This window comes from Streptomyces purpurascens, assembly GCF_045040895.1.
In the GTDB taxonomy this organism is placed as follows: domain Bacteria; phylum Actinomycetota; class Actinomycetes; order Streptomycetales; family Streptomycetaceae; genus Streptomyces; species Streptomyces purpurascens.
Map to the genome: position 1 here is coordinate 6,322,107 of NZ_CP108341.1, position 23,819 is coordinate 6,345,925.

A 23,819-nucleotide genomic window follows, 5' to 3' on the forward strand; every position below is an offset into this window, starting at 1 on the left:
GTCACAGTGGGCCATAGGAGGCCCGGGCGCTCACTCCACCGCCAGTACCAGGGTCGCCACCGCCCCGCCGTCCGGCGCGTTCGCGAACCCCAGCCGCGCACCCAGCACCTCGGCCTGCCCCAGCGCGATGGTCAGCCCCAGCCCGTGCCCCCTGGTCCCGCCCTCCGTACGGAACCGCTGCGGACCGTGCGCCACCAGGTACTCCGGAAAACCGTCCCCGTGATCGCGAACCGTCACCACCGGCCCGTCCACGGTCACCACCACCGGCCCCCGGCCGTGCTTGTGCGCGTTCGCCACGAGATTCCCGAGCACCCGCTCCAGCCGCCGCCGGTCCGTCTCCACGGACACATCCCGTACGACCCTGACCTCCGTGCCGCTGCCCGCTGCCCGCACCGCCCGCTCGGCCAACGGCCCCAGCCGCTCCGTGTCCAGCTCCAGCCGCTCCCGCCCGGTGTCCAGCCGGGAGATCTCCAGCAGGTCCTCGGTGAGGGTGCGCAGTGCCGCGACCCGGTCCCGCACCAGCTCCGTCGGGCGGCCCGGCGGCAGCAGTTCGGCCGCCGCGTGCAGCCCGGTCAGCGGCGTGCGCAGCTCATGGGCCACGTCCGCCGTGAACCGCTGCTCGGCCAGCAGCTTGCCCTGCAACGACGACGCCATGGAGTCCAGCGCGGCGGCGACCGCGGCCACCTCGTCCTGCGGGCGCGCCGCGACCTTGGCGGGCGGGTCCGTTCGCGGGGCCGTACGGGGGTCGTTCACGCGCGCGTCCAGGTCGCCCGCGCTGATCCGCCGGGCCACCCGCGCCGTGGTGTGCAGCCGCCGCGTCACCCGCGTCACCGCGAACGCGCCGACCAGCAGCGTCGCCCCGATCGCCAGGCCCGACGACCACAGGATCGCCCGGTCCAGGCCCGCGATGGTGCGCGCCTGCTGCGAGTAGTCGACCGCCACGGCCAGGGCCCCGCCGTCGGCCGGCCCCGCCGCCCACATCGTGGGGCGCCCCTCGCGGTCGGCCACCATCGTGCCCCGGTCGCCGGCCACCGCGAGGTCCCGCAGCTGCCGGGGCAGCTCCGGGGGATCCATCGCGGCGCCCCGCCGCAGGGGGTCCCCGGCCTCGTACCGCTCCGTCGCCTGCTCCAGTCGCTGCAACGCCTGGTCGCGGGCCTGGCCGACGGTCTGGTCGGTCACCTGCACATGCACCAGGACGCCGAGCAGCGCGGCGAGCGCGCAGCACATCACCGTGATGAAGGCGGCGGCCTTCACGGCGAGCGTCCCCGACCACTGGGGGAGCGTGGGTCTCATCCGGCGCTCGCCGAGGGGGACGCGGACGGGTGGCGGGAGTGCTTCCGCGGGCCGGTGCGCAGCATCTCGTCGTGGGTGAGGAGCATGGCCCGCTGGTCCCGGTCCCAGGTCCACTGGAGGCGGTACTCGTAGCCCGCCACCTCGGAAGGCGAGCGGATGACCAGGGAACGCCCGGCCAGTTCCACGCCGCTCAGCGCGTCCTCCCACGACATCACCTGCACGAGCCGGTGCTTCTCCACGGTGTAGACGCGCACCGCGGTCGTCTTGCCGGGCAGCAGCCGGAAGCCCAGCGTCAGATCGTCGCGCCCGTCGCCGGTCAGGTCCCGGTAGTACGGCTTGAGGACCGGGCATCTTCCGTGCCCGGGGCCCTTGCCGCAGCCGGTCATCCGGCCGGCCGTGTCGCGGTAGGGCGCCTTGCCGCCGTCGTAGTCGCCCGGGCTCGCGGCGATCTCGGCCCGGACGACCCCGACCGGGTCCACGCCGCGGATGTCGTCGCCGGCGGGGACCTTGACGCCCTTGACCACCTCGGTGTTCACCTCACCGATCTCGAAGGCCGGGCTGGACGCGGGTGTCTGCTCCGGCCAGAGCCGGGCCGGACCGACCGCCGTCGGCGTCGACCCGGCACCCTCGAGCCCTCCGGCGTCCCCGCAGCCCGCGGCGGCCGCCAGCAGGAGGGCGACGACGACGGCGCGGCGGGCGGCTTGACCGGGTCGGCTTCCGAGAAGGCCTCCGGGACGGCTGAGGGGCACTGCACTCCTGCGGTTCGAGGGTGATCACGCGGCTCGGGCACGACCCGTCGGCCCGGTACACCTTATTCGTGGGGAAGTCCCATTTGCGCGCGAGGGAGCCCGTTTGCCGCCGCACCGGCCGGGTGCTGTGCTGGTTCTGTGCCGTGCTGGTTCCGTGCAGTGCTACTCCGTGAGTTCCTCCAGCAGCCGGGCTGTGGTCAGCCCGGCCCGCAGGTACTCGACGAACAGCTCATTGTGCAGCGCCCAGGGCGAGCGGCGGTCCCGGATCAGCCGGATCGCCGTCTCGGCGGAGTGGCCCCGGCGCATCAACGCGTGCGCGACGACGAGGCCGGAGCGGTTGTACCCGTGGTAACAGCGAACGAGGATCCTGCGGCCCTCGTCCAGCGCCTCGCACGCCGCCTCCGCCAATCGGATCACCCCGGCGAGCTGCGTCCCGTCGAGCGGCCCGTCGGGAATGGGCCAGACGTGGTGCCGGACGCCCGGATCGGGGCCGTGTCCGGGCAGCCGCAGCAGCGTCTGCACGAGGTCGAACTCGTCCCGTACGACGGCGAACTCCGGATGGCCCAGGGTGCCCGTGAACTCGTGGCCGCCCATCCACAGTCCGGGGACCACCTCGCTCCACGGGCTCTCCGGAGCCGGCACATCGGGTTTCCTGCGGGTACGCAACAAAGCCTCCCCACCATCACCGCCCGGGGGCCTGCCCAACTCCTCTCAAAGGTAACCGGGTTCTTGCCCCCGCAGCACCCCGCCTGTTCCCATGGTCGGGGGTGATGGTGCATGGACGGACTGCGCGTCATACCGACCCGGCGACACGGCCAGGAACGGCTGTACGTCTGCCTCCCGGACGGCAGGAACATCGCCTGGTACGACCGTGAGGCAGCCCGGGTCAACCTGCTCGGCGCGGACCGCGAGGACGACGTGCTCCGGGCCCTCGGGCCCTTCATCACCGGCCCGGTGACGGTGGGGCCGCCCCCGGTGCCGACCCCCGCCGAACTCGCCCGTCTGGCGCTCCACCCCGACGACGACCTGGCCCCCAACCGCCCCGGCGAGGCCCTCGTCGTCGCCCTCGACCGCGACCCCGGCCCGGCCCACCGGCTCCGCCCCGACCCGCGCCGCCGGGCCCTGACGGCCGAGCAGACGGTCGGGGACGCCCTGGACGCCCTGGACGGCGCGGGCTGGCACGCCCTGCACTCCGTACCGCTCCCCGGCGGCAGCCGCATCCACCATCTGCTGATCGGCCCCGGCGGGCTGTACGCCGTGCACACCCTGTACGCGCGCAAGCACCGCGTGACGGTCTCCGACCCCATGGTCACCCTGGGCCGCCGCGACCCGTACCCCCTGCTCCGCCGCGTCCGCACCGACGCCGACCGCGCCTCCTACGCCCTGACGGCGGAGGTCCGCCCCGTACTCGCCCTGATGGGCCCCACGACGATTTCGGTCCCGGCCCCGCCCCGCGAGCTCCGGATCCTGACGGACACGGATGTCCAGAGCCTGGCGGGCCAGGGCGCCGTCCTGAAACCGGCGGACGTGGAGGCCCTGCACGCGATGGCCCGGGACCGGAACACCTGGGCGAGGGTGTGAGGGTGCCGCGGGCCGCGAGGTCGCGGGCGTCCTGACCCGGCGCGACCTCGCACGGAGACCGACACCGGCACGCGGCACGGGGCGCCACCGAACCGCCCGGGACATCCGTCCTGGCCACGCGCCCCGGCGCCCAGGGGGCTCGGGCTCCCGCACGCCCGGCACCGAGCGTCCTGGTCGGCCGACCGGACGCCTACGGCAGCGACCCGGCCCGCTCCGCATCCAGCAGCGGAGCCAGCAGATCGCCGTGGTCCCGCACCCGTGGTGCGAGGTCCCGCGCGTCGAAGTCCAGCCGGGCAGGCGCCTCGCACCGCTCGATCTCCTCCCAGGTCACCGGGGCCGAGACGGTCGGCTCGGGGCGGGCCCGGAGGGTGTAGGGGGTCGCCGTGGTCTTGCGCGCGGCGTTCTGGCTCCAGTCGACGAAGACCTTCCCGGGGCGCAGACTCCGGGTCATCCGGTGGAGGGCCAGACGGGGCATGGCCTTCTCCGCCTCGACCGCCAGCTCCTTGGCATACTCGGACACCTGTTCGGAGGAGGCCCCGCGCACCGCGGCGAGCAGATGCAGGCCCTTCGAGCCGGAGGTCTTGGCGTAGGCCTCGATGCCGTCGTCCGCGAGCCGTTCCCGCAGCCACAGCGCGACCTCGCAGCACTGCACGATGCTCGCGGGCGCCCCTGGATCGAGGTCGAAGACGATCCGGTCGGCCTCGTCCGGGGTGTCGACGAGCCACTGGTGGGTGTGGAACTCGGTCACGAGGTTGGCCGCCCACATCAGGCTCGGCAGGTCCTGCACCAGGACCATCCGCGAGGGCCCCTCGACCCGCGGCACCTCGGCGGTGGTGACCCACTCGGGCGTACCCGGCGGCACGTTCTTCGTGAAGAAGACCTGCCCGTCCGGCCCGTCCGGATACCGCAGGAAGGACACCGCGCGATCGCGCAGATGGGGCAGCAGGACCTCGGCGACGGTCGCGTAGTAGTGCAGCACCTCGCCCTTGGTGAAGCCGGTGGCGGGATACAGCACCTTCTCCAGATTGCTGAGCGCGAGCCGTCGCCCCTCCACCACTGTGATAGGCGCCATACGATAAGAATCCCACGCGAACCAGGACGAACACTCCTGAGAGTGACCGGAAGGGTGCTGCACGTGAGATCCATCTGGAACGGCGCCATCTCGTTCGGGCTCGTCAGCATCCCGATCAAGCTGGTGAACGCCACCGAGAGCCACTCGATCTCCTTCCGCCAGATCCACACCGAGGACGGCGGCCGCATCCGCTACCGCAAGTTCTGCGAACTTGAGGACCGCGAGGTCACCCAGGGGGAGATCGGCAAGGGCTACGAGGACGCGGACGGCACGATCATCCCGATCACCGAGGAGGACCTGTCCAGCCTGCCCCTCCCCACGGCCAAGACGATCGAGATCGTCGCCTTCGTCCCGGGCGACCGGATCGATCCCCTCCAGATGGACGCCGCGTACTACCTGCAGGCGAGCGGCGCCCCGGCGGCGAAGCCGTACACCCTGCTGCGGGAGGCGCTGAAGCGCAGCAACAAGGTGGCGATCGCGAAGTTCGCCCTGCGCGGCCGGGAACGCCTGGGCATGCTCCGGGTGGTCGGCGAGGCCATCGCGATGCACGGTCTGCTGTGGCCGGACGAGGTCCGCGCCCCCGAGGGCGTGGCCCCCGACACGAACGTCACCGTCCGCGACCAGGAACTGGACCTGGCGGACGCCCTGATGGACACCCTGGGCGAGGTCGACCTGGAGGATCTGCGCGATGAGTACCGCGAGGCGGTGGAGGAGGTCATCGCCGCGAAGGCCGCCGGCGAGACCCCGCGCCAGGCCCCGGAACCGGCGACGGGCGGCAAGGTCCTGGACCTGATGGCGGCCCTGGAGAACAGCGTCCGCGCGGCCCGCGAGTCCCGCGGCGAGGAGGCCGACGACCACGCCGAGGTCAAGCCGCTCCCGCCACGCAAAACGGCCCGCGCGGCCCCCAAGCAGACCGGCGGCAAGAAGTCGACGTCGACGGCGAAGAAGACGGCGGCCAAGAAGACGGCAGCGGCCAAGAAGTCCACGGCGAAGTCGGGACAGTCGGGCCAGGGCACGAAGAAGACCGCGGCGAAGAGCACCGCGAAGAAGACGACGGCGAAGAAGTCGACGTCACGCAAGCGCACGGCCTGACCCGCGCCGCTCCCGGCCGGGCGGGATCGCATGGCATGGCGAGCTTGCTGCAGCTTGCTGCAGTTCGCGGGGCACCACACTCGCGGCGCCCCGGAAAGGAACTGAACCAGGAGGAGCCGGGCTCTCTCAGGTCACGCGCCGCTGCTCCCCCTGCTCGGACTCGTCCTCCTCGTCCGGCAGATGTACGTCGTCGACGGCGATGTTGACCTCGACGACCTCCAGGCCGGTCATCCGCTCCACCGCGTTGACGACGTTGGTCCTGACATCCGACGCGGTGTCGGTGATGGCGGCGCCGTACTCGACGACGAGGTCGAGATCAACGGCGGCCTGGCGCTCGCCGACCTCCACCTTCACCCCCTGGGTGACCCCACCGCCTCCGCCCGGCACCCGCTGGCGCACGGCGCCGAAGGCCCTGGTCATCCCTCCACCGAGGTTGTGAACCTCCGGAATCTCCCGGGCGGCCATGCCCGCGATCTTCGCCACGACCGGGTCCGCGATCGCGGTGCTTCCACGGGTGTCAGAGGAAGTGCCGCTCCCTCTGCCGCCCTGCGGTGCGGTGGCCCCGTCCTGCTTTCCCGTCCTGGTGCCGGGAGCGGTGTTTCTGCGCTGTGTGGTCTCCGTCATGACCGTCACCTCGATGACTCGGTGCGGGGGTATGAGCAGCGTCGTTCCTCTCTACGGTAGAGCAATGGTGGGTATGGGGCGAAAGTGGCCCAAATATCCCGCGCGGCGACTATGGCACTGACCTGCGCATGAGCCGTTTGGGCCGCTGGATCCTGCCTGGCTCACACGCCCCTCACACGTAGGCAGGGAAGGGACGGCGGTCGCACGACTCGGGCAAGACCCGTATCACCCTCGGCGAACGCGGATGGCGCGGCCGGATCGCATAGAGGGACGAGGAGGATCCCGTCCAGGCCACCGGGCGCTGGCACCTGGAACGCACGCACGCCTGGCAGAACGCCTTCCAGCGACTCGCACGCTCTTGCCCGAGAGCCTGGTGGCCGTCGGCGGCGGTGGGTTACGGCACTGCCGCGAATGTCTCCCGGTGGTCGCGTGCCCACTGCTCGAACGTGCCCGCCGGCCGGCCGAGCGCCCGCGACACGTGGTCGGTGACGTAGGCCGCACAGCCGGCGCGCGCCCAGCCGATGCCGGTGACCATCCCCGCCGGCAACTGGTCGAGCGCATTCGTGTCGGCAATCTTGACCGGCCGTTCCAGCACGCGCTCCAGAATCGCCGCCTGGTCTGCGAACGTCAGCAGCTCCGGCCCGGTCAGGTCGTACCGCTGCCCGTCGTGCGCATCGCTGGTCATGGCGGCGACGGCGACCGCGGCCACGTCCCTCGGGTCGACGATGGCCTGCCGGGAGTCGCCGACCAGGTTCGGGATCGGCTCTCCCGCCTGGATCAGCGCTCGATACCACAAGAAGTTCGAGGCGAAGCTCGGCGGGCGGAGCATCGTCCACACGAGTCCGCTGGCCTCGATCGCCTCCTCCGCGGCGAGGTGCCACGCGCCAACGGTCGCCCCGTCGAACCGCTCGCCGCTGCCGATGGCGGACAGCTTGACGACCTTGCGGACGCCCGCCGCGCGCGCGGCCGTGACCAGGGCGATGTCGTGGTCCGCGGTCGGCACAGGGGGCACGGTGACGAGGAAGACCGTGTCGACGTCGGCCACCGCGCGCGCCAGCGAGGCCGGGTCGTCGAAGTCGGCCCGCACCCCTCCGGGCCGCTCGCGGCGGGACATCGCCCGAAACGGCACGCCCCGCTCAGTGAGCAGACGCACGACGTGACTACCGATGGTGCCGGTGGCACCGGTAACAAGGATCATGTCCCGACGATCGCATCGCTCTCACACCGCGTGATAGGAAGTTTCGGCACTATCGTGGGCCGCGTGAGCTCTCTCAACGTGCCGCCTGCCCTTCTGCGTTGGGTGGCCGGAATCGATGTCGCTACGGCATCTGGTTCGGCGGCGGTCGACGTGCCCGATCACGCCACCACACTCCTCCTGCGCAGCGACAAGCGTGAGCTGATCGTCCTGGGTCCCCGCACCCGGGCCGCCTATCACGTCGGCGCGCCCGGCCATGCGTGCGTGCGGGTTCGCATGCGGCCGGGTCGTGCCCAAGCCCTCCTCGGCCGTCCGCTGCGTGATATCGCCGACCGGGCTCTGCCGCTCCGCGCACTACCGGGCCTGGACATCGACCAGCTCGCCGCCGATCCGATCACCGCTCTCGAAGAAGCATTGGCCGATTGGCCGGAGCCGTCGGAGCGGCTCGAAGAGGCGGCTCACCTACTGGTCGGCGCCACTGTCGCCACGACCGCGGCCCGGTTGCACATCAGTGAGCGCCGCCTGCACACCTTGTTCACCGCCGGCACCGGCTTGTCCCCCAAGCACTTCGCACGCATCGACCGCGTTCGCACCGTGCTCGCGGCCGATGCCGGCGGGTGGTCGGACATCGCCACGACGGCGGGTTACTACGACCAGTCCCACATGACGGCAGAGTTCCGCCACTTCATGGGTGTCCCGCCCGCCGCGTTCACCGCAGGGCGGCGCCCGGCCGCGACTCCGTGCACTGCCTGAGTTCCAAGACCGACGCTGGAGCCTGTGTTGTGTGTGATGCGGGGTCAGATGCTGGGGTAGGTGAGGTAGAGGCCGCAGGCGCAGTCGAGGGCGTCTTCGGGGGTGCCGGCGAAGCCGCTGGTGGGCAGGATGGCGTCTTGGTACTCATCGATGCTCGCGAGATAGAGGGCTAAGCCCCAGGTACCGGCGGATCCGCCGATAGCGCAGAAGCATCTGCTTGCCGTCATTCCCTCGAGGCGTTTGACAGCGAACCCAGTCGTTCAGGCTTCCTTGTCAGCGAACCTGGTCGCTCTTCGGCCCGATGCCTTTGATCCTGGTCGGAGTTCCGTCCGGGGCGAATGAGTGCTGGAAGGTGAAGGCGTGCGGCGCGGAGCCGTGGTCGTGGAGGTGTTCCAGCCTGGAAACCCCGTCCTGCCAGGTGGGTATCACGCCGTCGGAGACCCACCAGCACACGTAATTCGGGTGTTCTGTCCTCTCGAACCAGTCGTAACGCCTGTTCAGCGCCTCACGGTGCAGACCGGTGTAGACGGCGTCGAAGGCGGGGCGCAGGTCGGTCCAGAGTGAGAGTGTCGCGGCCAGGGCGGTGGTTTCCACCGTATGGCCCTTGCCGTACCAGGTCGGTACGGCGAACTTTCCCCATACACCCCAGTCCGCCTCGAAAAGCATGCCCCGGTCACCGTCTGCCGCTTCAGCACGCGCGAGGTACCCGGGGTGCTGACTGATCTTCCGGTAGACGGCCTCACCACTGTCGTAGAACTCGCGCGTGAGAGGCGCGGGATCGGCGAGAGGTGACTTCAGGACGCCGAATGTGTACAGAGCAAGATGGGGCATGCGTCTCTCCCTGGTTGGGGCTGCCTGGCGTGGACCCGGTGCGGTGGCTCACACATGGGGGCGAGGGTTCGTGGGGCATGACCAACTCATCCCGTCGCGGGTGGCTCAGCCTGAAGGAACTCCTGCGCGACCGTGGGCGATCGCCGAAGACCAGGTGAAGGTAGCTGCCTCTGCGGGCCATGTCGAAGTTGCGTTTTCCCTGTCCAAGTGGCCTCTTGCACTGGTCATTGCGGGGGCTGGGGCGGTGACGAGGGGTGGGGCAGGCTGGCGGGGTACCAGTGATCCACTCGGCCGATCGGTTCGCCCGCCATGCCCGTCCGCACCCCCCGTCCGATAGCCCCGAGTTCCGCCGAACGCGTGCGGTTGAAGAAGATGGCCTACGGCCACAAGACCGAGCACCGGCTGCGGGTACGTGCACAGGTGGTGCCGCACGCCGCGCGTGGAAGCTCCAACGCATGCATCGCCCGGGAGACGGGCTGCATTTGGACACCGTGCGCCGCTGGCGTGGCGGGTTCGCCCAGGCTGGCCTGCCCGGGCTCAAAGACCGTCAACGCTGCGGCCGTCCCGCCTCGTTCACACCGCTGCAGGCCGCCGAGGTCAAGGCGCTGGCCTGCCGGCTGCCTGCCGAGAGTGAAGTACCGCTCTCACGCTGGTCGTGCCCGGAACTTGCCCGCGAGGCCGCCCGGCGGGGTATCGCCCGTTCATGTCGGCGTCGACCGTGCGTCGCTGGCTGGCCCGGGACGCTCAAGCCCTGGCAGCAGCGCTCCTGGATCCTCATCACCAGCCCCGGCTTCCGGCTGAAGGCCGCCTGGGTGCTGGACCTGTACGCCCGCACCCGGCAGGCAAAAAGCTCGGCGATGACGAGTACGTGACCAGCGCGGACGAGAAGACCTCCATCCAGGCCCGGTGCCGCTGCCACCCCACCCTCGCCCCCGGCAAGGCCAGGGCGATGCGCGTCAATCACACCTACGGACGCGGCGGTGCCCTGGCCTACCTCGCCGCCTACGACGTCCACGCCGCGAAGGTGTTCGGCCGCACCGATGAACGCACCGGCATCGTCCCGTTCATGAACCTGGCTACCCAGGTCATGAGCACCGCTACAACGCCACGGCACAGCCGTTCCAGTGGAGGTTGACCACCTCCGACCTGGACGATCTGCTGGGCAGGCTCGACCGGCACACCGCCGATCACCACGAAGAACCCTCTCTCGCACCGGCAGCGTGAACAACCCCCGAAGGATTTACGGCGCCGACCACTTAGGCTCAGACGTCGCAATAACGGGCAGGTTCAATTTTCACTTCTGGAGTGTAATTGGACCATGGGCCGACCGCGTCTGTATCAACTTTCCTTGATTCGAGTGTCTCTTCTCGAACCCAGTGCATTCCGTTTGAGTCATAGAATTGGATTCCCTTAGGCCTGGTTGCGCCGCTTAGGTTATATTCCATTTCTCGGATTAGATTTCCAAGTAGACGATCGGGGAATGTGATGCGCGTGCAGGGCGGTATCTCTTCAATGCCCAGCGCGGCGTAGCGTTTTTCATCTCCGTCGAACGGTGGTACGCGGAAGAGCATATCCACTTGAGTTATGACGTCAACGGATCGATTGGAAATAATTGTGACGTCTTCGGTGCCTGATTCTTCCCCTCGAAGTCCACCCGGCTGGCTCCAGAAGCTCACCTGGCTGGCTTGGGAGCGGCGTTCCTGCTCAATTTGTTGGCGTGTGGTGGTCACGCTAGACCAGGCAACAATTCCTGAGAACACCAGACCGAGAGCGGCAGCAAGGGCGGACAACATTGTTCCCCACGACGAAAGCCATGTAGCTCTCTGTGTAGCGCGTTCGGCCGAAGCTGCGGAAAGTCTTATCGACCTGTGAGTCAGCTGACGCGCTCGTTGACCCGGTCGAGCGCGCCTAGCTGCGGAAGATCTCACCCGGCTCGGATTCACATGCACATTACTTATCCTCACCGGCCGCCGCCCCTGCCGCATCCCCGCTCATGGAAGAGGGGCACCGTCGCCTGCACGGCGCCGCGCTGCGGCTTCTCCACGGGCGGCCGGGACTGCCGCTGCGGCGTTCGCCACGACGAGCAGGACCCCACGCTGGGTACGCCCCTCAACCCGGACACCTACGACTACGAAGCCCCGTTCTCTGGAACGCGCACGCCGGTGCCCTGTGGCGGCGCTGCTGCGATCTACCTCCGCCGGGAGGTCGCCAAGCGCGCCGGACTCACGCAGCGGGAATTCCGGCACCATGCCCGGGTCTCCTTCACGAAGGTGGCCGAGTACCAGAAGCGCGGTGCTGTCCACTTCCACGCCGTCATACGCCTCGATGGGCCAGAGGGAGGTGATACCTCACCTCCGGACTGGGCCACAGCCGAGCTGCTCACCGATGCCATCCGAGCTGCCGCCACCGCCGCGAGCATCGAGGGACTGGAGGTTGACGGCCGGAGTCCCAGCTTCGTCTTCGGCCGACAACTCGACGCCCGAACGATCCGCTCCGCCGACTTCGACGACGGCCAGGAGCTGATCGAGCGAGCCGTAGCGGCGTACACCTCCAAGTACGACGGGCGGCTGTTCGCTAACGAATGCGGGGGAGTGGTCGCCTCCACTACGTACTGGCGCGTGTGGGACGAGGCTCGGCACCTGGCGCTCACGCCGGAACAGGTGGCCTCACCGTTGGCCGCTCGGCCGTATGACCTGAGGCACGCTGCGCTCTCTTCCTGGCTTAATGCCGGCGTCGACCCCACCGAGGTCGCGGAGCGCGCGGGCAACAGCGTCGAAGTGCTGCTGAGCCGGTACGCGAAGTGCCTCGACGGCCGCCAGGACATCGCCATCCGTCGGATCGCCGAGCTCCTCGGTGAGGACGACGGCCGGGAGGACGAGCCCGGCGACGGGAGCTGATCCTCGACACACCTTCGACACGCGCACCTGCGGCATCATGGCCCCTGGACTAAGGTCCGGGCCTCGGCGTTTTCCGGGCCTGACCTGCGGATTCCTACCCTGTAGCCAGTCCACGGATAGTCCACGGCACCCGACATACAGCCGCTCCGACCGGCACACGCCTGCACATACGCGAAGACCCCGTCTCAGCGAAAGCGCTGATGGCGGGGTCTTTGGGCACCTTATGCGAAGTGCCCCCGGCAGGATTCGAACCTGCGCACACGGCTCCGGAGGCCGTTGCTCTATCCCCTGAGCTACGGGGGCGTATCGGTCGCGATTGCTCGCGGCGACGGGTAGAACACTACCAGCTCCCTCAGGGTGGTCATCAACGGGTTTCCGCTGTCGAGGGCGGGTGTGTGGGTCGCCCGTGCGGGGTGGAAGTGGGGAAAACCCGGACGCGGTGGCGGAGGCCGACCTACTCTCGAGTTGTGCCAGGCGCGTCGGGTCGGGTGCTTGTTGTGGACGACAACAAGGTCATCCGGCAGTTGATCAGGGTCAACCTCGAGCTGGAGGGGCTGGAGGTCGTGACCGCGGCCGATGGTGCCGAGTGTCTTGATGTCGTTCATCAAGTGCGGCCCGATGTCGTGACCCTCGACGTCGTCATGCCCCGGCTGGACGGGATCAGGACCGCCGCTCGGCTGCGGACCGATCCGCTGACCCGTGACCTGCCCCTCGCCATCATCAGTGCCTGCACCCAGCACGAGGTCGAGGCCGGGCTCGAGGTCGGCGTCGACGCCTTCCTCGCCAAACCCTTCGAGCCCGCCGAACTGGTCGGGATGGTGCGGCAGTTGATGGAGCGGGCGCGGCGTCGGGAAAGGCAGGGCGGTGGTGGTCCCGATGTCGGGGGCGATGCCGCCCAGGCGCAGACGGTCGATCAGCCGGCCGTACCGTAGGAGACGGGCAGCCGCTCGGCCTCCTGAGGGACGCCGCGTCCACATCCCGGACCCTCCCTAAACCGGCTCGCATACCCACCCCCCTCCTCCCATACGCTTGTGCCCGTGACCCCCGTCGAGCTCTCCCGCACCGTGCTGCACGCCGTGCGTCGCGCTGTCGACCAGGGTGAGCTCAGCGTGACCGTGCCGGAGCGCGCCGTGGTCACGCCGCCGGGACCGGGGGGGTGCGGTGACTACGCCACCAACATCGCCCTCCAGTTGGCCCGTGCGGCGGAGCAGCCGCCCCGGCGCGTGGCCGAGATCCTGCGGGTGCGGCTCCTCGACGACCGCCGCATCACCGACGTCGTCGTCACCGGGGCCGGGTTCCTCAACCTCAGCCTGGAAGGCGCCGCGTCCGCCGCGCTCGTCGAAGAGATCCTGCGGCGCGGTCGGCGGTACGGCCACGCCGCGGGGGCCGGCGGGAACCTCGTCCAGCTCCAGTGCCCGGCAGAGGTCCGTGCCGCCGTGGTCGCGGATGCCACGGCCCGACTGCTGCGCAGCCAGGGCGACTCCGTCCGCATCACGTACGACGGCCGGCCCGCGCCGGAGTGGGAATCCGTCCTGGGCGTGGACACCAAGGGCGTGGACACCAAGGGTGTGGACACCGAGGGCATGGGCCCCGATGGCGCGGACGTCACCATCCGTCCCATCCCCATCCCCGTCCCCACTCCCGCCGACCCCCTCCCTCTCGGCCGGGACGCCGCCCGCTGGGCCCTGCTGTACCCCGCCGCGCACGACCGGCCCAGGATCACCGGCGATCATCTGGTCCAGCGGGAGACCAACCCCCTCTTCCGCGTCCGGTACGCCCACGCCCGCACCCGGGCCCTGCTGCGCAACGCCGACGACCTCGGCTTCCGGCCCGAGCCCGGCCCCGTCAGCGGAGCGGAAGCGCTGGTCGCCGTACTCGGCGATCACCCCCGTATCCTCACGGCCGCCGCCACCGACCACACCCCCGACCGCCTGGCCCGGCACCTCGTCACCGTCGCCGACGCCACGCTGCCGCTGCTCCCCGCCGTGCTGCCCCTCGGCGGGGAGAAACCCTCGGCCGCCCACCGTGCCCGGCTCGCGCTCGCCGAAGCCGCCGGGACGGTGCTGGCCGGCGGCCTGTCCCTGCTCGGCATCGAAGCACCCGATCACCTCTGAAAGACACGAACATGAGCCGTTCCGCACACCCCGCCGGGCCCCGTCACGCCGATGTCTATCCCGAGGGCCACTACTCCGCCCCGCCCACCGACCTCAACGCCCTGGACCCCAAGGTGTGGGCCGAGACCGTCACGCGGGGCGAGGACGGTGTCGTCACCGTCGGCGGTATCGCCGTCACGGAGCTCGCCGAGGAGTTCGGCACCCCCGCCTACGTCCTCGACGAGGCCGACTTCCGGGCCCGCGCGCGTGCCTGGCGCACCGCCTTCGGGACCGACGCCGACGTCTTCTACGCGGGCAAGGCGTTTCTCTCCCGTACCGTCGTGCGCTGGCTGCACGAGGAAGGCCTGAACGTCGACGTCTGCTCCGGCGGCGAGCTGGCCACCGCCCTCTCCGCCGGCATGCCCGCCGACCGCATCGCCTTCCACGGCAACAACAAGTCCGTCGACGAGATCACCAGGGCCGTCGAGGCCGGCGTGGGCCACATCGTGCTCGACTCCTTCCAGGAGATCGCCCGAGTCGCCCACATCGCGCAGAGCCTCGGAAAGCGGCAGAAGGCCCTGATCCGCATCACCGTCGGCGTCGAGGCCCACACCCACGAGTTCATCGCCACGGCCCACGAGGACCAGAAGTTCGGCATCCCGCTGGCCGGCGGGCACGCCGCCGAGGCCGTACGCCGTGCCCTGCACCTCGACGGGCTCGAGCTCGTCGGCATCCACAGCCACATCGGCTCGCAGATCTTCGACATGTCAGGGTTCGAGGTCGCCGCCCACCGGGTCGTCTCGCTGCTCAAGGACGTCCGCGACGAGCACGGCGTCGAGCTGCCGGAGATCGACCTCGGCGGCGGGCTCGGTATCGCGTACACCAGCGACGACGATCCGCGCGAGCCGCACGAGATCGCCAAGGCGCTCACCGAGATCGTCACGAGGGAGTGCGAGGCCGCCAAGCTGCGCACGCCGCGCATCTCCGTCGAGCCGGGACGCGCCATCGTCGGCCCGACCGCCTTCACGCTCTACGAGGTCGGCACCATCAAGCCCCTGGACGGGCTGCGGACGTATGTCTCCGTCGACGGCGGCATGTCGGACAACATCCGCACCGCGCTGTACGACGCCGAGTACAGCGTCGCGCTCGTCTCCCGCACCTCCGACGCCGAGCCGATGCTCGCCCGCGTCGTCGGCAAGCACTGCGAGAGCGGGGACATCGTGGTCAAGGACGCGTTCCTGCCGGCCGACCTGGCACCGGGTGACCTCATCGCCGTACCGGCGACGGGCGCCTACTGCCGGTCCATGGCCAGCAACTACAACCACGTGCTGCGGCCGCCGGTCGTCACCGTGCACGACGGCGAGGCCCGGGTGATCGTCCGCCGGGAGACCGAGGAGGACCTGCTGCGTCTCGACGTCGGCTGAGACGGACCGACGCCGGACCGAGGGAGGGGTGGAAGATCTCCTGTCTTCCACCCCCGTACAAATGAAATAGATATCTCACGATCCGGACGAAGGGCAGAAAGTCCCGTCCGGTGAGTGAGACTGGTGAAACCGTAGACGGTATGAGGAAACGAGGTCGGATGATGCGTACGCGTCCGCTGAAGGTGGCGCTGCTGGGCTGTGGAGTGGTCGGCTCAGAGGTGGCGCGCATCATGACGACGCACGCCGACGACCTCACAGCCCGGATCGGTGCCCCCGTGGAGCTCGCGGGCGTGGCCGTGCGGCGGCCCGACCGGGTCAGGGAAGGCATCGACCAGAACCTCGTCACCACCGACGCCACCGCCCTCGTCAAGCGCGGCGACATTGATGTCGTGGTGGAGGTGATCGGCGGGATCGAGCCCGCCCGGACCCTCATCACCACCGCCTTCGAGCACGGCGCCTCCGTCGTCTCCGCCAACAAGGCGCTGCTCGCCCAGGACGGGGCCGCCCTGCACGCCGTCGCCGGGCAGCACGACAAGGACCTCTACTACGAGGCCGCCGTCGCCGGTGCCATCCCGCTGATCCGGCCGCTGCGCGAGTCCCTCGCCGGCGACAAGATCAACCGGGTGATGGGCATCGTCAACGGTACGACCAACTTCATCCTCGACAAGATGGACTCGACCGGGGCCGGCTACCAGGAGGCCCTCGACGAGGCCACCGCCCTGGGATACGCGGAGGCCGACCCGACCGCCGACGTCGAGGGCTTCGACGCCGCCGCCAAGGCCGCCATCCTCGCCGGTATCGCCTTCCACACGCGCGTGCGCCTCGACGACGTCTACCGCGAGGGCATGACCGAGGTCACCGCCGCCGACTTCGCCTCCGCCCGGGAGATGGGCTGCACCATCAAACTGCTCGCCATCTGCGAGCGGGCCGCGGACGGTGCGTCCGTCACCGCGCGCGTGCACCCCGCCATGATCCCGCTGAGTCACCCGCTGGCCTCCGTCCGCGGCGCCTACAACGCCGTGTTCGTCGAGTCCGATGCCGCCGGGCAGCTCATGTTCTACGGGCCCGGAGCGGGCGGTTCCCCGACCGCCTCCGCCGTGCTCGGCGATCTCGTCGCCGTCTGCCGCAACCGGCTGAACGGCGCGACCGGACCGGGCGAGTCCGCCTACGCCGCCCTGCCGGTGTCGCCGATGGGCGAGGTGGTCACGCGCTACCACATCAGCCTCGACGTGGCCGACAAACCGGGCGTTCTCGCCCAGGTCGCGACCGTGTTCGCCGAGCACGGAGTCTCGATCGATACGGTTCGCCAGTCGGGGAAGGACGGCGAGGCCTCCCTCGTCGTCGTCACGCACCGTGCGTCCGACGCCGCCCTCACCGGGACCGTCGAGGCGTTGCGCAAGCTCGACACCGTGCGTGGTGTCGCCAGCATCATGCGGGTTGAAGGAGAGTAACCAGCAATGACCCACCAGTGGCGCGGAATCATCGAGGAGTACCGGGACCGGCTGCCCGTCTCCGACAGCACGCCGGTCGTGACGCTCCGCGAGGGCGGTACGCCCCTCGTGCCCGCGCAGGTGCTCTCCGAGCGCACGGGCTGCGAGGTCCACCTGAAGGTGGAGGGCGCGAACCCCACCGGGTCCTTCAAGGACCGCGGCATGACCATGGCCATCACCCGGGCCAAGGAGGAGGGGGCCAAGGCCGTCATCTGCGCCTCCACCGGTAATACGTCGGCCTCCGCCGCCGCGTACGCCGTGCGGGCCGGGATGGTCTGCGCCGTGCTCGTGCCGCAGGGCAAGATCGCGCTCGGCAAGATGGGCCAGGCCCTCGTGCACGGCGCGAAGATCCTCCAGGTCGACGGCAACTTCGACGACTGCCTCACCCTCGCGCGCGCGCTGAGCGACAACTACCCCGTCGCGCTGGTCAATTCGGTCAACCCGGTACGTATCGAGGGTCAGAAGACCGCCGCCTTCGAGATCGTGGACATGCTCGGCGACGCGCCCGACATCCACGTCCTGCCGGTGGGCAACGCGGGCAACATCACGGCCTATTGGAAGGGCTACAAGGAGTACGCCGCCGACGGCGTCTCCGCCCGGACCCCCCGGATGTGGGGCTTCCAGGCCTCCGGCAGCGCCCCGATCGTGCGCGGCGAGATCGTCAAGGACCCCTCGACCGTCGCCACCGCCATCCGCATCGGCAACCCGGCGTCGTGGAACCACGCGATCGCCGCGCGGGACGAGTCCGGCGGCTTCATCGACGAGGTGACGGACCGTGAGATCCTGCGCGCCTACCGGCTGTTGGCCTCGCAGGAGGGCGTCTTCGTCGAGCCCGCGTCCGCCGCGTCCGTCGCCGGTCTGCTGAAGGCCGCCGAGCAGGGCAAGGTCGACCCGGGGCAGCGGATCGTGTGCACCGTCACCGGCAACGGGCTGAAGGACCCCGACTGGGCCGTCGCCGGCGCCCCGCAGCCGGTCACCGTCCCCGTCGACTCGGCGGCCGCGGCGGAGCGCCTCGGACTCGCCTGACGTGCGCTGACGTGCCGAGCGCCGGTGTAGCGCTCGGCACGGTCCGGCGTAAGACGGCGCCTGTCCGGGGAAGTTCCCCGCAGGGGGTGCACAGGGCTCATACGACACGCATCGTGCGCCTCCTGTGCGCCCTATGTCGCCACAGAACCTTCTTTCGATAGGCTGTACTGAACCCGCCCGCCGCATATGCCTCCGCATAGAGCACGGTGCCGCGCCGTCTCCGCGGCCGGGACAGCGGCCGGCCATCCCGGTCGGCAGCGGCCCCCAGGGTTCTCGTACGCATCGAATGTCCATCGAACGTCATTCGACAATCACGCAGCTCAAGGAGAGTCATCGAGCGATGGCCGGTCCAGCGTTCCGCGCCGCCGCCGTCCGGGTGCGCGTCCCCGCCACCAGCGCCAACCTCGGCCCGGGCTTCGACGCCCTCGGCCTCGCGCTGGGCTTGTACGACGATGTCGTCGTCCGGGTGGCCGACTCCGGGCTGCACATCGACATCGCGGGTGAGGGCAGCGAGACGCTCCCGCGCGACGAGAAGCACCTCCTCGTCCGTTCCCTGCGCACGGCCTTCGACCTGCTCGGCGGACAGCCGCGCGGTCTGGAGATCGTCTGCGCCAACCGCATTCCGCACGGCCGGGGCCTGGGCTCCTCCTCGGCCGCCATCTGCGCCGGGATCGTCGCCGCCCGCGCCGTGACCATAGGCGCCGACGCCAAGCTCGACGACACCGCGCTGCTCGAGCTCGCCACCGAGATCGAGGGCCACCCCGACAACGTCGCGGCGTGTCTGCTGGGCGGCTTCACCCTGTCCTGGATGGAGGGCGGCGCGGCCCGCGCGATCAGGATGGAGCCCGCCGATTCCATCGTTCCGGTGGTTTTCGTGCCCGGAAAGCCAGTTCTGACAGAGACGGCGCGCGGCCTGCTCCCGCGCTCCGTTCCGCACGTCGATGCCGCGGTCAACGCGGGCCGGGCCGCCCTGCTCGTCGAGGCCCTGACACGGCGCCCCGAGCTGTTGCTGCCCGCCACCGAGGACCGCCTGCACCAGGAGTACCGCGCCCCCGCCATGCCCGAGAGCGCGGCGCTGGTGGAGCGGCTGCGGGCCGAGGGCGTCCCCGCGGTCATCTCCGGCGCCGGACCGACGGTCATGGCGCTGACCGACGCGGGCACCGCCGACAAGGTCGAGGCGCTGGCGGGCGCGGACTGGGCCGCGAACCGGCTGAGTCTCGATCAGCAGGGCGCGAGTGTTCTTCCGCTCGCGGCCCCCGGTGACTTCTAAAAGCACACGGTTGCCGGATTTCGAGAGGGGGAATGTTTGTTGGATCCGGTAGTGTTAACCTCAAGTCTGCACCCGACCCCACCATGGCGAGGTGCCTCGTGTCCCCGTCCGGGACAGACATTCTTCCGGGAGCCCCCCAAGCCGCACTGTGTTTCGTACGTCGGACCGTACGCCGTACGCGGACACTGAGCGGGGCGCAGGGCACGCTCCGGAACCGGTGCGACCACGCCGCGTGACACTGACACTGGGTGCCACGGCTCAAGGAAGCGCCATCACCAGATTCCTCCGCCGCTTAGGCGGACCACCGCCCCGGCACGGTTCACACCACACGAACCGAAGTCGGACAGCACAACCGGTCGCCGAGCCAGACAGGCCGACGTCCGCTCCAGGGAAGGACCCTTCGTGAGCGACACCACCGATCTGATGGGCGCACGTGTCGAGGAGACCGCTGCCGCGCCCGCCACGGACGCCTCCGCGCCTGCCAGCGGTGCCGGCTCCCGGCGGCGCCGCGGTACCGGCCTCGACGGCATGGTGCTGGCCGAGCTGCAGCAGGTCGCATCAGGCCTCGGCATCAAGGGCACCGCGCGTATGCGTAAGAGCCAGCTGATCGAGGTCATCAAGGAGGCGCAGGCATCCGGCGGCGCCGCACCGGCCGCGAAGGCCGACGCCCCCGCCGAGACCAAGCCGAAGCGCCGCGCCACCTCCCGGACCCGTACGGGGGACAACGCCGAGAAGGCGGAGAAGAAGGCGGAAGCGAAGCAGGCCTCCGAGGCCCCCGCCGACAAGGCCGACAAGGCCGTGGCGCAGCAGCAGATCGAGATTCCCGGGCAGCCTGCCAGCGATGACGCGCCGTCCGAGCGCCGTCGTCGCCGGGCCACCGCCGACGCCGGATCCCCGGCGGCCTCCGCTCCCGAGACGGTCGCTGCCGAGGCGAAGAACGACGCCAAGGCCGAGGCCCCGGCGCAGCAGTCGCAGCAGCAGTCCCAGAACGACGCCAAGTCCGACGCCGGTGACGGCGGCGAGGGCCGCCGCCGCGACCGCCGTGACCGTGACCGCGGCCGGGACCGCGACCGTGACCGCGGCGGCCGGGGCAACAAGGGCGACGATCAGCAGGGCGGCCAGCGCGGCCAGCAGCAGGGCCAGCAGCAGGGCGGCGGCGGTCGTCAGGACCGTGGCCAGCAGCAGGACGACGATGACTTCGAGGGCGGCCGTCGTGGCCGTCGCGGGCGTTACCGCGACCGCCGTGGCCGTCGTGGCCGCGACGACGTGCAGGAGCCGCAGATCACCGAGGACGACGTCCTGATCCCCGTCGCGGGCATCCTGGACATCCTCGACAACTACGCCTTCATCCGCACGTCCGGCTACCTGCCCGGCCCGAACGACGTGTACGTCTCCCTCGCCCAGGTCCGCAAGAACGGCCTGCGCAAGGGTGACCACATCACCGGTGCCGTGCGTCAGCCGAAGGAAGGCGAGCGCCGCGAGAAGTTCAACGCGCTGGTCCGCCTCGACTCCGTCAACGGCATGGCGCCCGAATCCGGGCGCGGACGGCCGGAGTTCAACAAGCTGACGCCGCTGTACCCGCAGGACCGGCTCCGTCTGGAGACGGACCCGGGCGTGCTGACCACCCGCATCATCGACCTCGTGTCGCCGATCGGTAAGGGCCAGCGTGGTCTGATCGTGGCCCCGCCGAAGACCGGCAAGACCATGATCATGCAGGCGATCGCCAACGCGATCACGCACAACAACCCCGAGTGCCACCTGATGGTCGTCCTGGTCGACGAGCGTCCGGAAGAGGTCACCGACATGCAGCGGTCGGTCAAGGGCGAGGTCATCTCCTCGACCTTCGACCGCCCGGCCGAGGACCACACGACCGTCGCCGAGCTCGCCATCGAGCGCGCCAAGCGGCTGGTCGAGCTCGGGCACGACGTGGTCGTCCTGCTGGACTCCATCACGCGTCTGGGCCGTGCCTACAACCTCGCCGCCCCGGCCTCCGGCCGCATCCTGTCCGGTGGTGTCGACTCGACCGCGCTGTACCCGCCGAAGCGCTTCTTCGGTGCCGCGCGGAACATCGAGGACGGTGGCTCGCTGACCATCCTCGCCACCGCGCTGGTGGACACCGGGTCCCGCATGGACGAGGTGATCTTCGAGGAGTTCAAGGGCACCGGCAACGCCGAGCTCAAGCTCGACCGGAAGCTCGCCGACAAGCGCATCTTCCCGGCGGTGGACGTGGACGCGTCCGGTACCCGTAAGGAAGAGATCCTGCTCGGCAGCGACGAGCTCGCCATCACCTGGAAGCTGCGCCGTGTGCTGCACGCGCTCGACCAGCAGCAGGCGATCGAGCTGCTCCTGGACAAGATGAAGCAGACGAAGTCGAACGCCGAGTTCCTGATGCAGATCCAGAAGACGACGCCGATGCCGGGCAACGGCGACTGAGGCAAGGACTGCGCAAGGGCCGCCCCCGTCCGGAAACGGACGGGGGCGGCCCTTTGTGGTGTTCGTGTGCAGGTAGGATCACGCTCTTCGAACATGTGATCCCGAGGGGGGACATACGTGGGTACATCCATGCCTGGGGGCGGGCGGCACAGACGCCGGATACGCATCGCACTACCCGTCGCATCGGCCGGTATCGCCGCCGCCGTGGCAGCCGCGCTGCTGACGACATCCGCCGACGCGGCCACCCCGCTGCCGCAGCCGACGGTCAAGCCCGCCACCAGCTCGCCGTCGTCCGCCGAGCTGGAGAAGCGCGTCGCGGGCGCCCTGGCCGGCGACGACACCGCGGGCAGGACGAGCAAGGCGTCGCTGAGCGCGAGCACGAACGAGGGCCGCATCGACCCGAAGGTCATCGGCGGCAGCCAGACCACCATCACCTCGGCCCCGTGGATGGCGCAGCTCCACTACTACGACGACCGGGGCACCTCGAGCACGAGCGACGACATCGGCTTCTTCTGCGGTGGCGCCGTCGTCGCGCCGACGAAGATCCTCACCGCCGCGCACTGCGTCAAGGGCTACAACTGGAACGCCAACGGCGCCGTCGTCACCGGCACCTCCCAGCTGCCCTCGGCCGACGGCACCGACCTGCACGGCGGCACCGTCACGGGCGTCTGGCGGCAGTGGAACCACTCGTCGTACAACGCGACGACCATCGACAACGACATCGCGGTGCTCACCCTGCCGGTCCCGGTCAAGGCCAAGCCGATCCGCATGACGACATCCGGTGACACCACGTCGTACAAGGCCGGCACCAGCGCCAAGGTCTACGGCTGGGGCCGCACCAGCTCCACCAGCGACGCCATCTCCGAGACGCTGAAGACGGCCACGCTGCCCGTCCAGTCCGACACCACCTGCGCCGGCGCCTACGGCAGGGACTTCGTCAAGGGCCACATGGTCTGCGCGGGCAAGCCCGCCACCGGCAGCGACACCGGCACCACCTCCGCCTGCAACGGCGACTCCGGCGGCCCGCTGGTCGTCGACAACCGGATCGTCGGTGTCGTGTCCTGGGGCGTGACCGACTGCGTGGCGAAGGGCGCCTACAGCGTCTTCAGCAAGGTCAGCACGTACGTCGGCGCCGCCTATCCGCGCGTCGACGACACCAACATCAGCGGCGACCACAAGGCCGACCTGTGGGTGCGCAACGCCTCCACCAAGACCGGCTACTCCAAGGACTCCAAGGGCACGTCGTTCGCCGCCCGCGAGTCCTGGGGCAACTGGAACGGCTTCAACGTCGTCCTGCAGACCGACCTCGACCGCGACGGATACCAGGACCTGGTCTACCGGCGCAGCAGCGACGGCGACCTCTTCTGGACCCACTACGTGGTCTCCAGCGGCACCTGGTCCACCAAGCAGATCGCCGACAACTGGAAGACCCGCACCCGTGTCATCACGCCTGGTGACGTCACCGGCGACTACCTGCCCGACCTGCTCTCGGTCGACTCCGCGGGCGTCATGTGGATCTACCCGGGCAAGGGCAACGGCACCTTCGCCGCCCGCGTGAAGGTCGGCTCCGGCTGGAACCAGTACAACTCCGTGCGCGGCAAGGGCGACTTCACCGGCGACGGCAAGACGGACCTGATCGCCCGCAGCAAGTCGGGCAGCCACATCTACCTCTACAAGGGCACCGGCAAGTCCGGCTCCGGCGCCTTCTCGGCCCGGGTCAAGGTGCGCTCCTGGGGCGGCTACAACGCCTTCGACGCGACCGGCGACATCACCGGCGACGGCAAGGCCGACTTCCTGGCCCGCACCCCCGGCGGCACGCTCTACCTGTACCCGGGCACCGGCAAGGCGACCAGCGAGATCTTTGCCACAAGGAAGTCCGTAGGTACCGATTTCAAGCAGTACGACATCTTCGGCTGAAACCGCAGGTGAGCGGGATATACCCCGCTGTGACGAACACGCACTGTGCCCACCGCCGTACGCGGTGGGCACAGTCCGT

The 23,819-nt window shown here is 70.1% G+C and carries 22 protein-coding genes, 1 tRNA gene and 1 pseudogene; 15 read left to right on the plus strand and 9 right to left on the minus strand.

Annotation, left to right across the window (positions count from 1 at the left end; genetic code table 11):
• Positions 1–30: 30 nt before the first annotated feature.
• From OHU35_RS29010 to OHU35_RS29020, 3 genes are all read right to left on the minus strand, one after another.
• A complete protein-coding gene (locus tag OHU35_RS29010; protein WP_189723205.1) occupies positions 31–1,293 on the minus strand; it encodes an ATP-binding protein in 1,263 nt (420 codons plus the stop codon).
• Positions 1,290–2,042 (minus strand): hypothetical protein, encoded by a 753-nt coding sequence (locus tag OHU35_RS29015; protein WP_189723206.1) that lies wholly within the window; start codon positions 2,040–2,042, stop codon positions 1,290–1,292. Before OHU35_RS29015 ends, OHU35_RS29010 begins: the two co-directional genes overlap by 4 nt.
• 162 nt (positions 2,043–2,204) lie before the next feature.
• On the minus strand, positions 2,205–2,708 hold the full coding sequence (locus OHU35_RS29020) for a dual specificity protein phosphatase family protein (RefSeq protein WP_359886401.1): 504 nt from the start codon (positions 2,706–2,708) through the stop codon (positions 2,205–2,207).
• A 111-nt stretch (positions 2,709–2,819) separates the two neighbouring features.
• On the opposite strand from OHU35_RS29020, the gene OHU35_RS29025 reads away from it, so the two are divergent.
• Positions 2,820–3,623, plus strand: coding sequence for a nuclease-related domain-containing protein (locus OHU35_RS29025; protein ID WP_405507384.1), 804 nt, complete (start codon positions 2,820–2,822; stop codon positions 3,621–3,623).
• A 190-nt stretch (positions 3,624–3,813) separates the two neighbouring features.
• Here the strand turns inward: OHU35_RS29025 and ligD are convergent, their stop codons facing one another.
• A complete protein-coding gene (gene ligD / locus OHU35_RS29030; protein ID WP_405507385.1) occupies positions 3,814–4,695 on the minus strand; it encodes a non-homologous end-joining DNA ligase in 882 nt (293 codons plus the stop codon).
• A gap of 54 nt (positions 4,696–4,749) precedes the next feature.
• Between ligD and OHU35_RS29035 the strand changes: the two genes are divergently transcribed.
• Positions 4,750–5,787, plus strand: a complete 1,038-nt coding sequence (locus tag OHU35_RS29035) for a Ku protein (RefSeq protein ID WP_405509353.1) — start codon at positions 4,750–4,752, stop codon at positions 5,785–5,787.
• A gap of 126 nt (positions 5,788–5,913) precedes the next feature.
• Here the strand turns inward: OHU35_RS29035 and OHU35_RS29040 are convergent, their stop codons facing one another.
• On the minus strand, positions 5,914–6,411 hold the full coding sequence (locus OHU35_RS29040) for an Asp23/Gls24 family envelope stress response protein (RefSeq protein ID WP_189723209.1): 498 nt from the start codon (positions 6,409–6,411) through the stop codon (positions 5,914–5,916).
• Between the two features lie 203 nt (positions 6,412–6,614).
• On the opposite strand from OHU35_RS29040, the pseudogene OHU35_RS29045 reads away from it, so the two are divergent.
• A pseudogene (locus OHU35_RS29045) lies at positions 6,615–6,779 on the plus strand (IS5/IS1182 family transposase); the annotation flags it as partial.
• 26 nt (positions 6,780–6,805) lie between these two features.
• On the opposite strand, the gene OHU35_RS29050 reads toward OHU35_RS29045, so the two are convergent.
• Complete coding sequence (locus OHU35_RS29050) at positions 6,806–7,609, minus strand: NAD(P)H-binding protein (protein ID WP_405507387.1); 804 nt, start codon at positions 7,607–7,609, stop codon at positions 6,806–6,808.
• 63 nt (positions 7,610–7,672) lie between these two features.
• Here OHU35_RS29050 and OHU35_RS29055 point away from each other — a divergent pair, with 63 nt between their 5' ends.
• On the plus strand, positions 7,673–8,359 hold the full coding sequence (locus OHU35_RS29055) for an AraC family transcriptional regulator (RefSeq protein ID WP_229872878.1): 687 nt from the start codon (positions 7,673–7,675) through the stop codon (positions 8,357–8,359).
• A gap of 273 nt (positions 8,360–8,632) precedes the next feature.
• Here the strand turns inward: OHU35_RS29055 and OHU35_RS29060 are convergent, their stop codons facing one another.
• Positions 8,633–9,190: a DUF3291 domain-containing protein gene (locus OHU35_RS29060; RefSeq protein WP_405507389.1), complete on the minus strand. Its 558-nt coding sequence runs from the start codon at positions 9,188–9,190 to the stop codon at positions 8,633–8,635.
• A 455-nt stretch (positions 9,191–9,645) separates the two neighbouring features.
• On the opposite strand from OHU35_RS29060, the gene OHU35_RS29065 reads away from it, so the two are divergent.
• On the plus strand, positions 9,646–10,062 hold the full coding sequence (locus tag OHU35_RS29065) for a helix-turn-helix domain-containing protein (protein ID WP_405507391.1): 417 nt from the start codon (positions 9,646–9,648) through the stop codon (positions 10,060–10,062).
• On the plus strand, positions 10,059–10,325 hold the full coding sequence (locus OHU35_RS29070; RefSeq protein ID WP_405507392.1) for a hypothetical protein: 267 nt from the start codon (positions 10,059–10,061) through the stop codon (positions 10,323–10,325). Before OHU35_RS29065 ends, OHU35_RS29070 begins: the two co-directional genes overlap by 4 nt.
• Before the next feature lie 127 nt (positions 10,326–10,452).
• On the opposite strand, the gene OHU35_RS29075 is transcribed toward OHU35_RS29070, so the two are convergent.
• Positions 10,453–10,920, minus strand: coding sequence for a hypothetical protein (locus OHU35_RS29075; protein WP_405507394.1), 468 nt, complete (start codon positions 10,918–10,920; stop codon positions 10,453–10,455).
• 138 nt (positions 10,921–11,058) lie between these two features.
• Between OHU35_RS29075 and OHU35_RS29080 the strand changes: the two genes are divergently transcribed.
• On the plus strand, positions 11,059–12,087 hold the full coding sequence (locus tag OHU35_RS29080) for a replication initiator (protein ID WP_405507396.1): 1,029 nt from the start codon (positions 11,059–11,061) through the stop codon (positions 12,085–12,087).
• Between the two features lie 231 nt (positions 12,088–12,318).
• Here OHU35_RS29080 and OHU35_RS29085 read toward each other — a convergent pair.
• A tRNA-Arg gene (locus OHU35_RS29085) sits at positions 12,319–12,390 on the minus strand.
• Positions 12,391–12,506: 116 nt separating this feature from the next.
• On the opposite strand from OHU35_RS29085, the gene OHU35_RS29090 reads away from it, so the two are divergent.
• The 8 genes from OHU35_RS29090 to OHU35_RS29125 all read left to right on the plus strand — a co-directional run bounded on the left by OHU35_RS29090 (position 12,507) and on the right by OHU35_RS29125 (position 23,740).
• Positions 12,507–13,019, plus strand: coding sequence for a response regulator (locus tag OHU35_RS29090; protein WP_229872880.1), 513 nt, complete (start codon positions 12,507–12,509; stop codon positions 13,017–13,019).
• A gap of 105 nt (positions 13,020–13,124) precedes the next feature.
• A complete protein-coding gene (nrtL, locus tag OHU35_RS29095) occupies positions 13,125–14,201 on the plus strand; it encodes an ArgS-related anticodon-binding protein NrtL (protein WP_405507397.1) in 1,077 nt (358 codons plus the stop codon).
• Between the two features lie 11 nt (positions 14,202–14,212).
• Positions 14,213–15,604, plus strand: coding sequence for a diaminopimelate decarboxylase (gene lysA, locus OHU35_RS29100; RefSeq protein ID WP_405507398.1), 1,392 nt, complete (start codon positions 14,213–14,215; stop codon positions 15,602–15,604).
• Positions 15,605–15,762: 158 nt separating this feature from the next.
• On the plus strand, positions 15,763–17,055 hold the full coding sequence (locus OHU35_RS29105) for a homoserine dehydrogenase (protein WP_405507400.1): 1,293 nt from the start codon (positions 15,763–15,765) through the stop codon (positions 17,053–17,055).
• 6 nt (positions 17,056–17,061) lie between these two features.
• On the plus strand, positions 17,062–18,120 hold the full coding sequence (gene thrC, locus OHU35_RS29110; RefSeq protein WP_189723218.1) for a threonine synthase: 1,059 nt from the start codon (positions 17,062–17,064) through the stop codon (positions 18,118–18,120).
• A gap of 340 nt (positions 18,121–18,460) precedes the next feature.
• Positions 18,461–19,390, plus strand: coding sequence for a homoserine kinase (gene thrB / locus OHU35_RS29115; protein ID WP_189723219.1), 930 nt, complete (start codon positions 18,461–18,463; stop codon positions 19,388–19,390).
• Positions 19,391–19,792: 402 nt separating this feature from the next.
• On the plus strand, positions 19,793–21,823 hold the full coding sequence (gene rho, locus OHU35_RS29120; protein WP_405507403.1) for a transcription termination factor Rho: 2,031 nt from the start codon (positions 19,793–19,795) through the stop codon (positions 21,821–21,823).
• Between the two features lie 129 nt (positions 21,824–21,952).
• Positions 21,953–23,740: a trypsin-like serine protease gene (locus tag OHU35_RS29125; RefSeq protein ID WP_405509355.1), complete on the plus strand. Its 1,788-nt coding sequence runs from the start codon at positions 21,953–21,955 to the stop codon at positions 23,738–23,740.
• Positions 23,741–23,819: the final 79 nt, after the last annotated feature.

Bases quoted from the DNA above. Each gene is read 5' to 3' on its own strand.
- ligD (WP_405507385.1), bottom strand. From the start codon at position 4,695: ATGGCGCCTATCACAGTGGTGGAGGGGCGACGGCTCGCGCTCAGCAAT.
- OHU35_RS29050 (WP_405507387.1), bottom strand. From the start codon at position 7,609: ATGATCCTTGTTACCGGTGCCACCGGCACCATCGGTAGTCACGTCGTG.
- OHU35_RS29040 (WP_189723209.1), bottom strand. From the start codon at position 6,411: ATGACGGAGACCACACAGCGCAGAAACACCGCTCCCGGCACCAGGACG.
- OHU35_RS29025 (WP_405507384.1), top strand. From the start codon at position 2,820: ATGGACGGACTGCGCGTCATACCGACCCGGCGACACGGCCAGGAACGG.
- OHU35_RS29010 (WP_189723205.1), bottom strand. From the start codon at position 1,293: ATGAGACCCACGCTCCCCCAGTGGTCGGGGACGCTCGCCGTGAAGGCC.
- thrC (WP_189723218.1), top strand. From the start codon at position 17,062: ATGACCCACCAGTGGCGCGGAATCATCGAGGAGTACCGGGACCGGCTG.
- OHU35_RS29065 (WP_405507391.1), top strand. From the start codon at position 9,646: ATGCATCGCCCGGGAGACGGGCTGCATTTGGACACCGTGCGCCGCTGG.
- thrB (WP_189723219.1), top strand. From the start codon at position 18,461: ATGGCCGGTCCAGCGTTCCGCGCCGCCGCCGTCCGGGTGCGCGTCCCC.
- lysA (WP_405507398.1), top strand. From the start codon at position 14,213: ATGAGCCGTTCCGCACACCCCGCCGGGCCCCGTCACGCCGATGTCTAT.
- OHU35_RS29125 (WP_405509355.1), top strand. From the start codon at position 21,953: ATGCCTGGGGGCGGGCGGCACAGACGCCGGATACGCATCGCACTACCC.
- OHU35_RS29105 (WP_405507400.1), top strand. From the start codon at position 15,763: ATGATGCGTACGCGTCCGCTGAAGGTGGCGCTGCTGGGCTGTGGAGTG.
- OHU35_RS29060 (WP_405507389.1), bottom strand. From the start codon at position 9,190: ATGCCCCATCTTGCTCTGTACACATTCGGCGTCCTGAAGTCACCTCTC.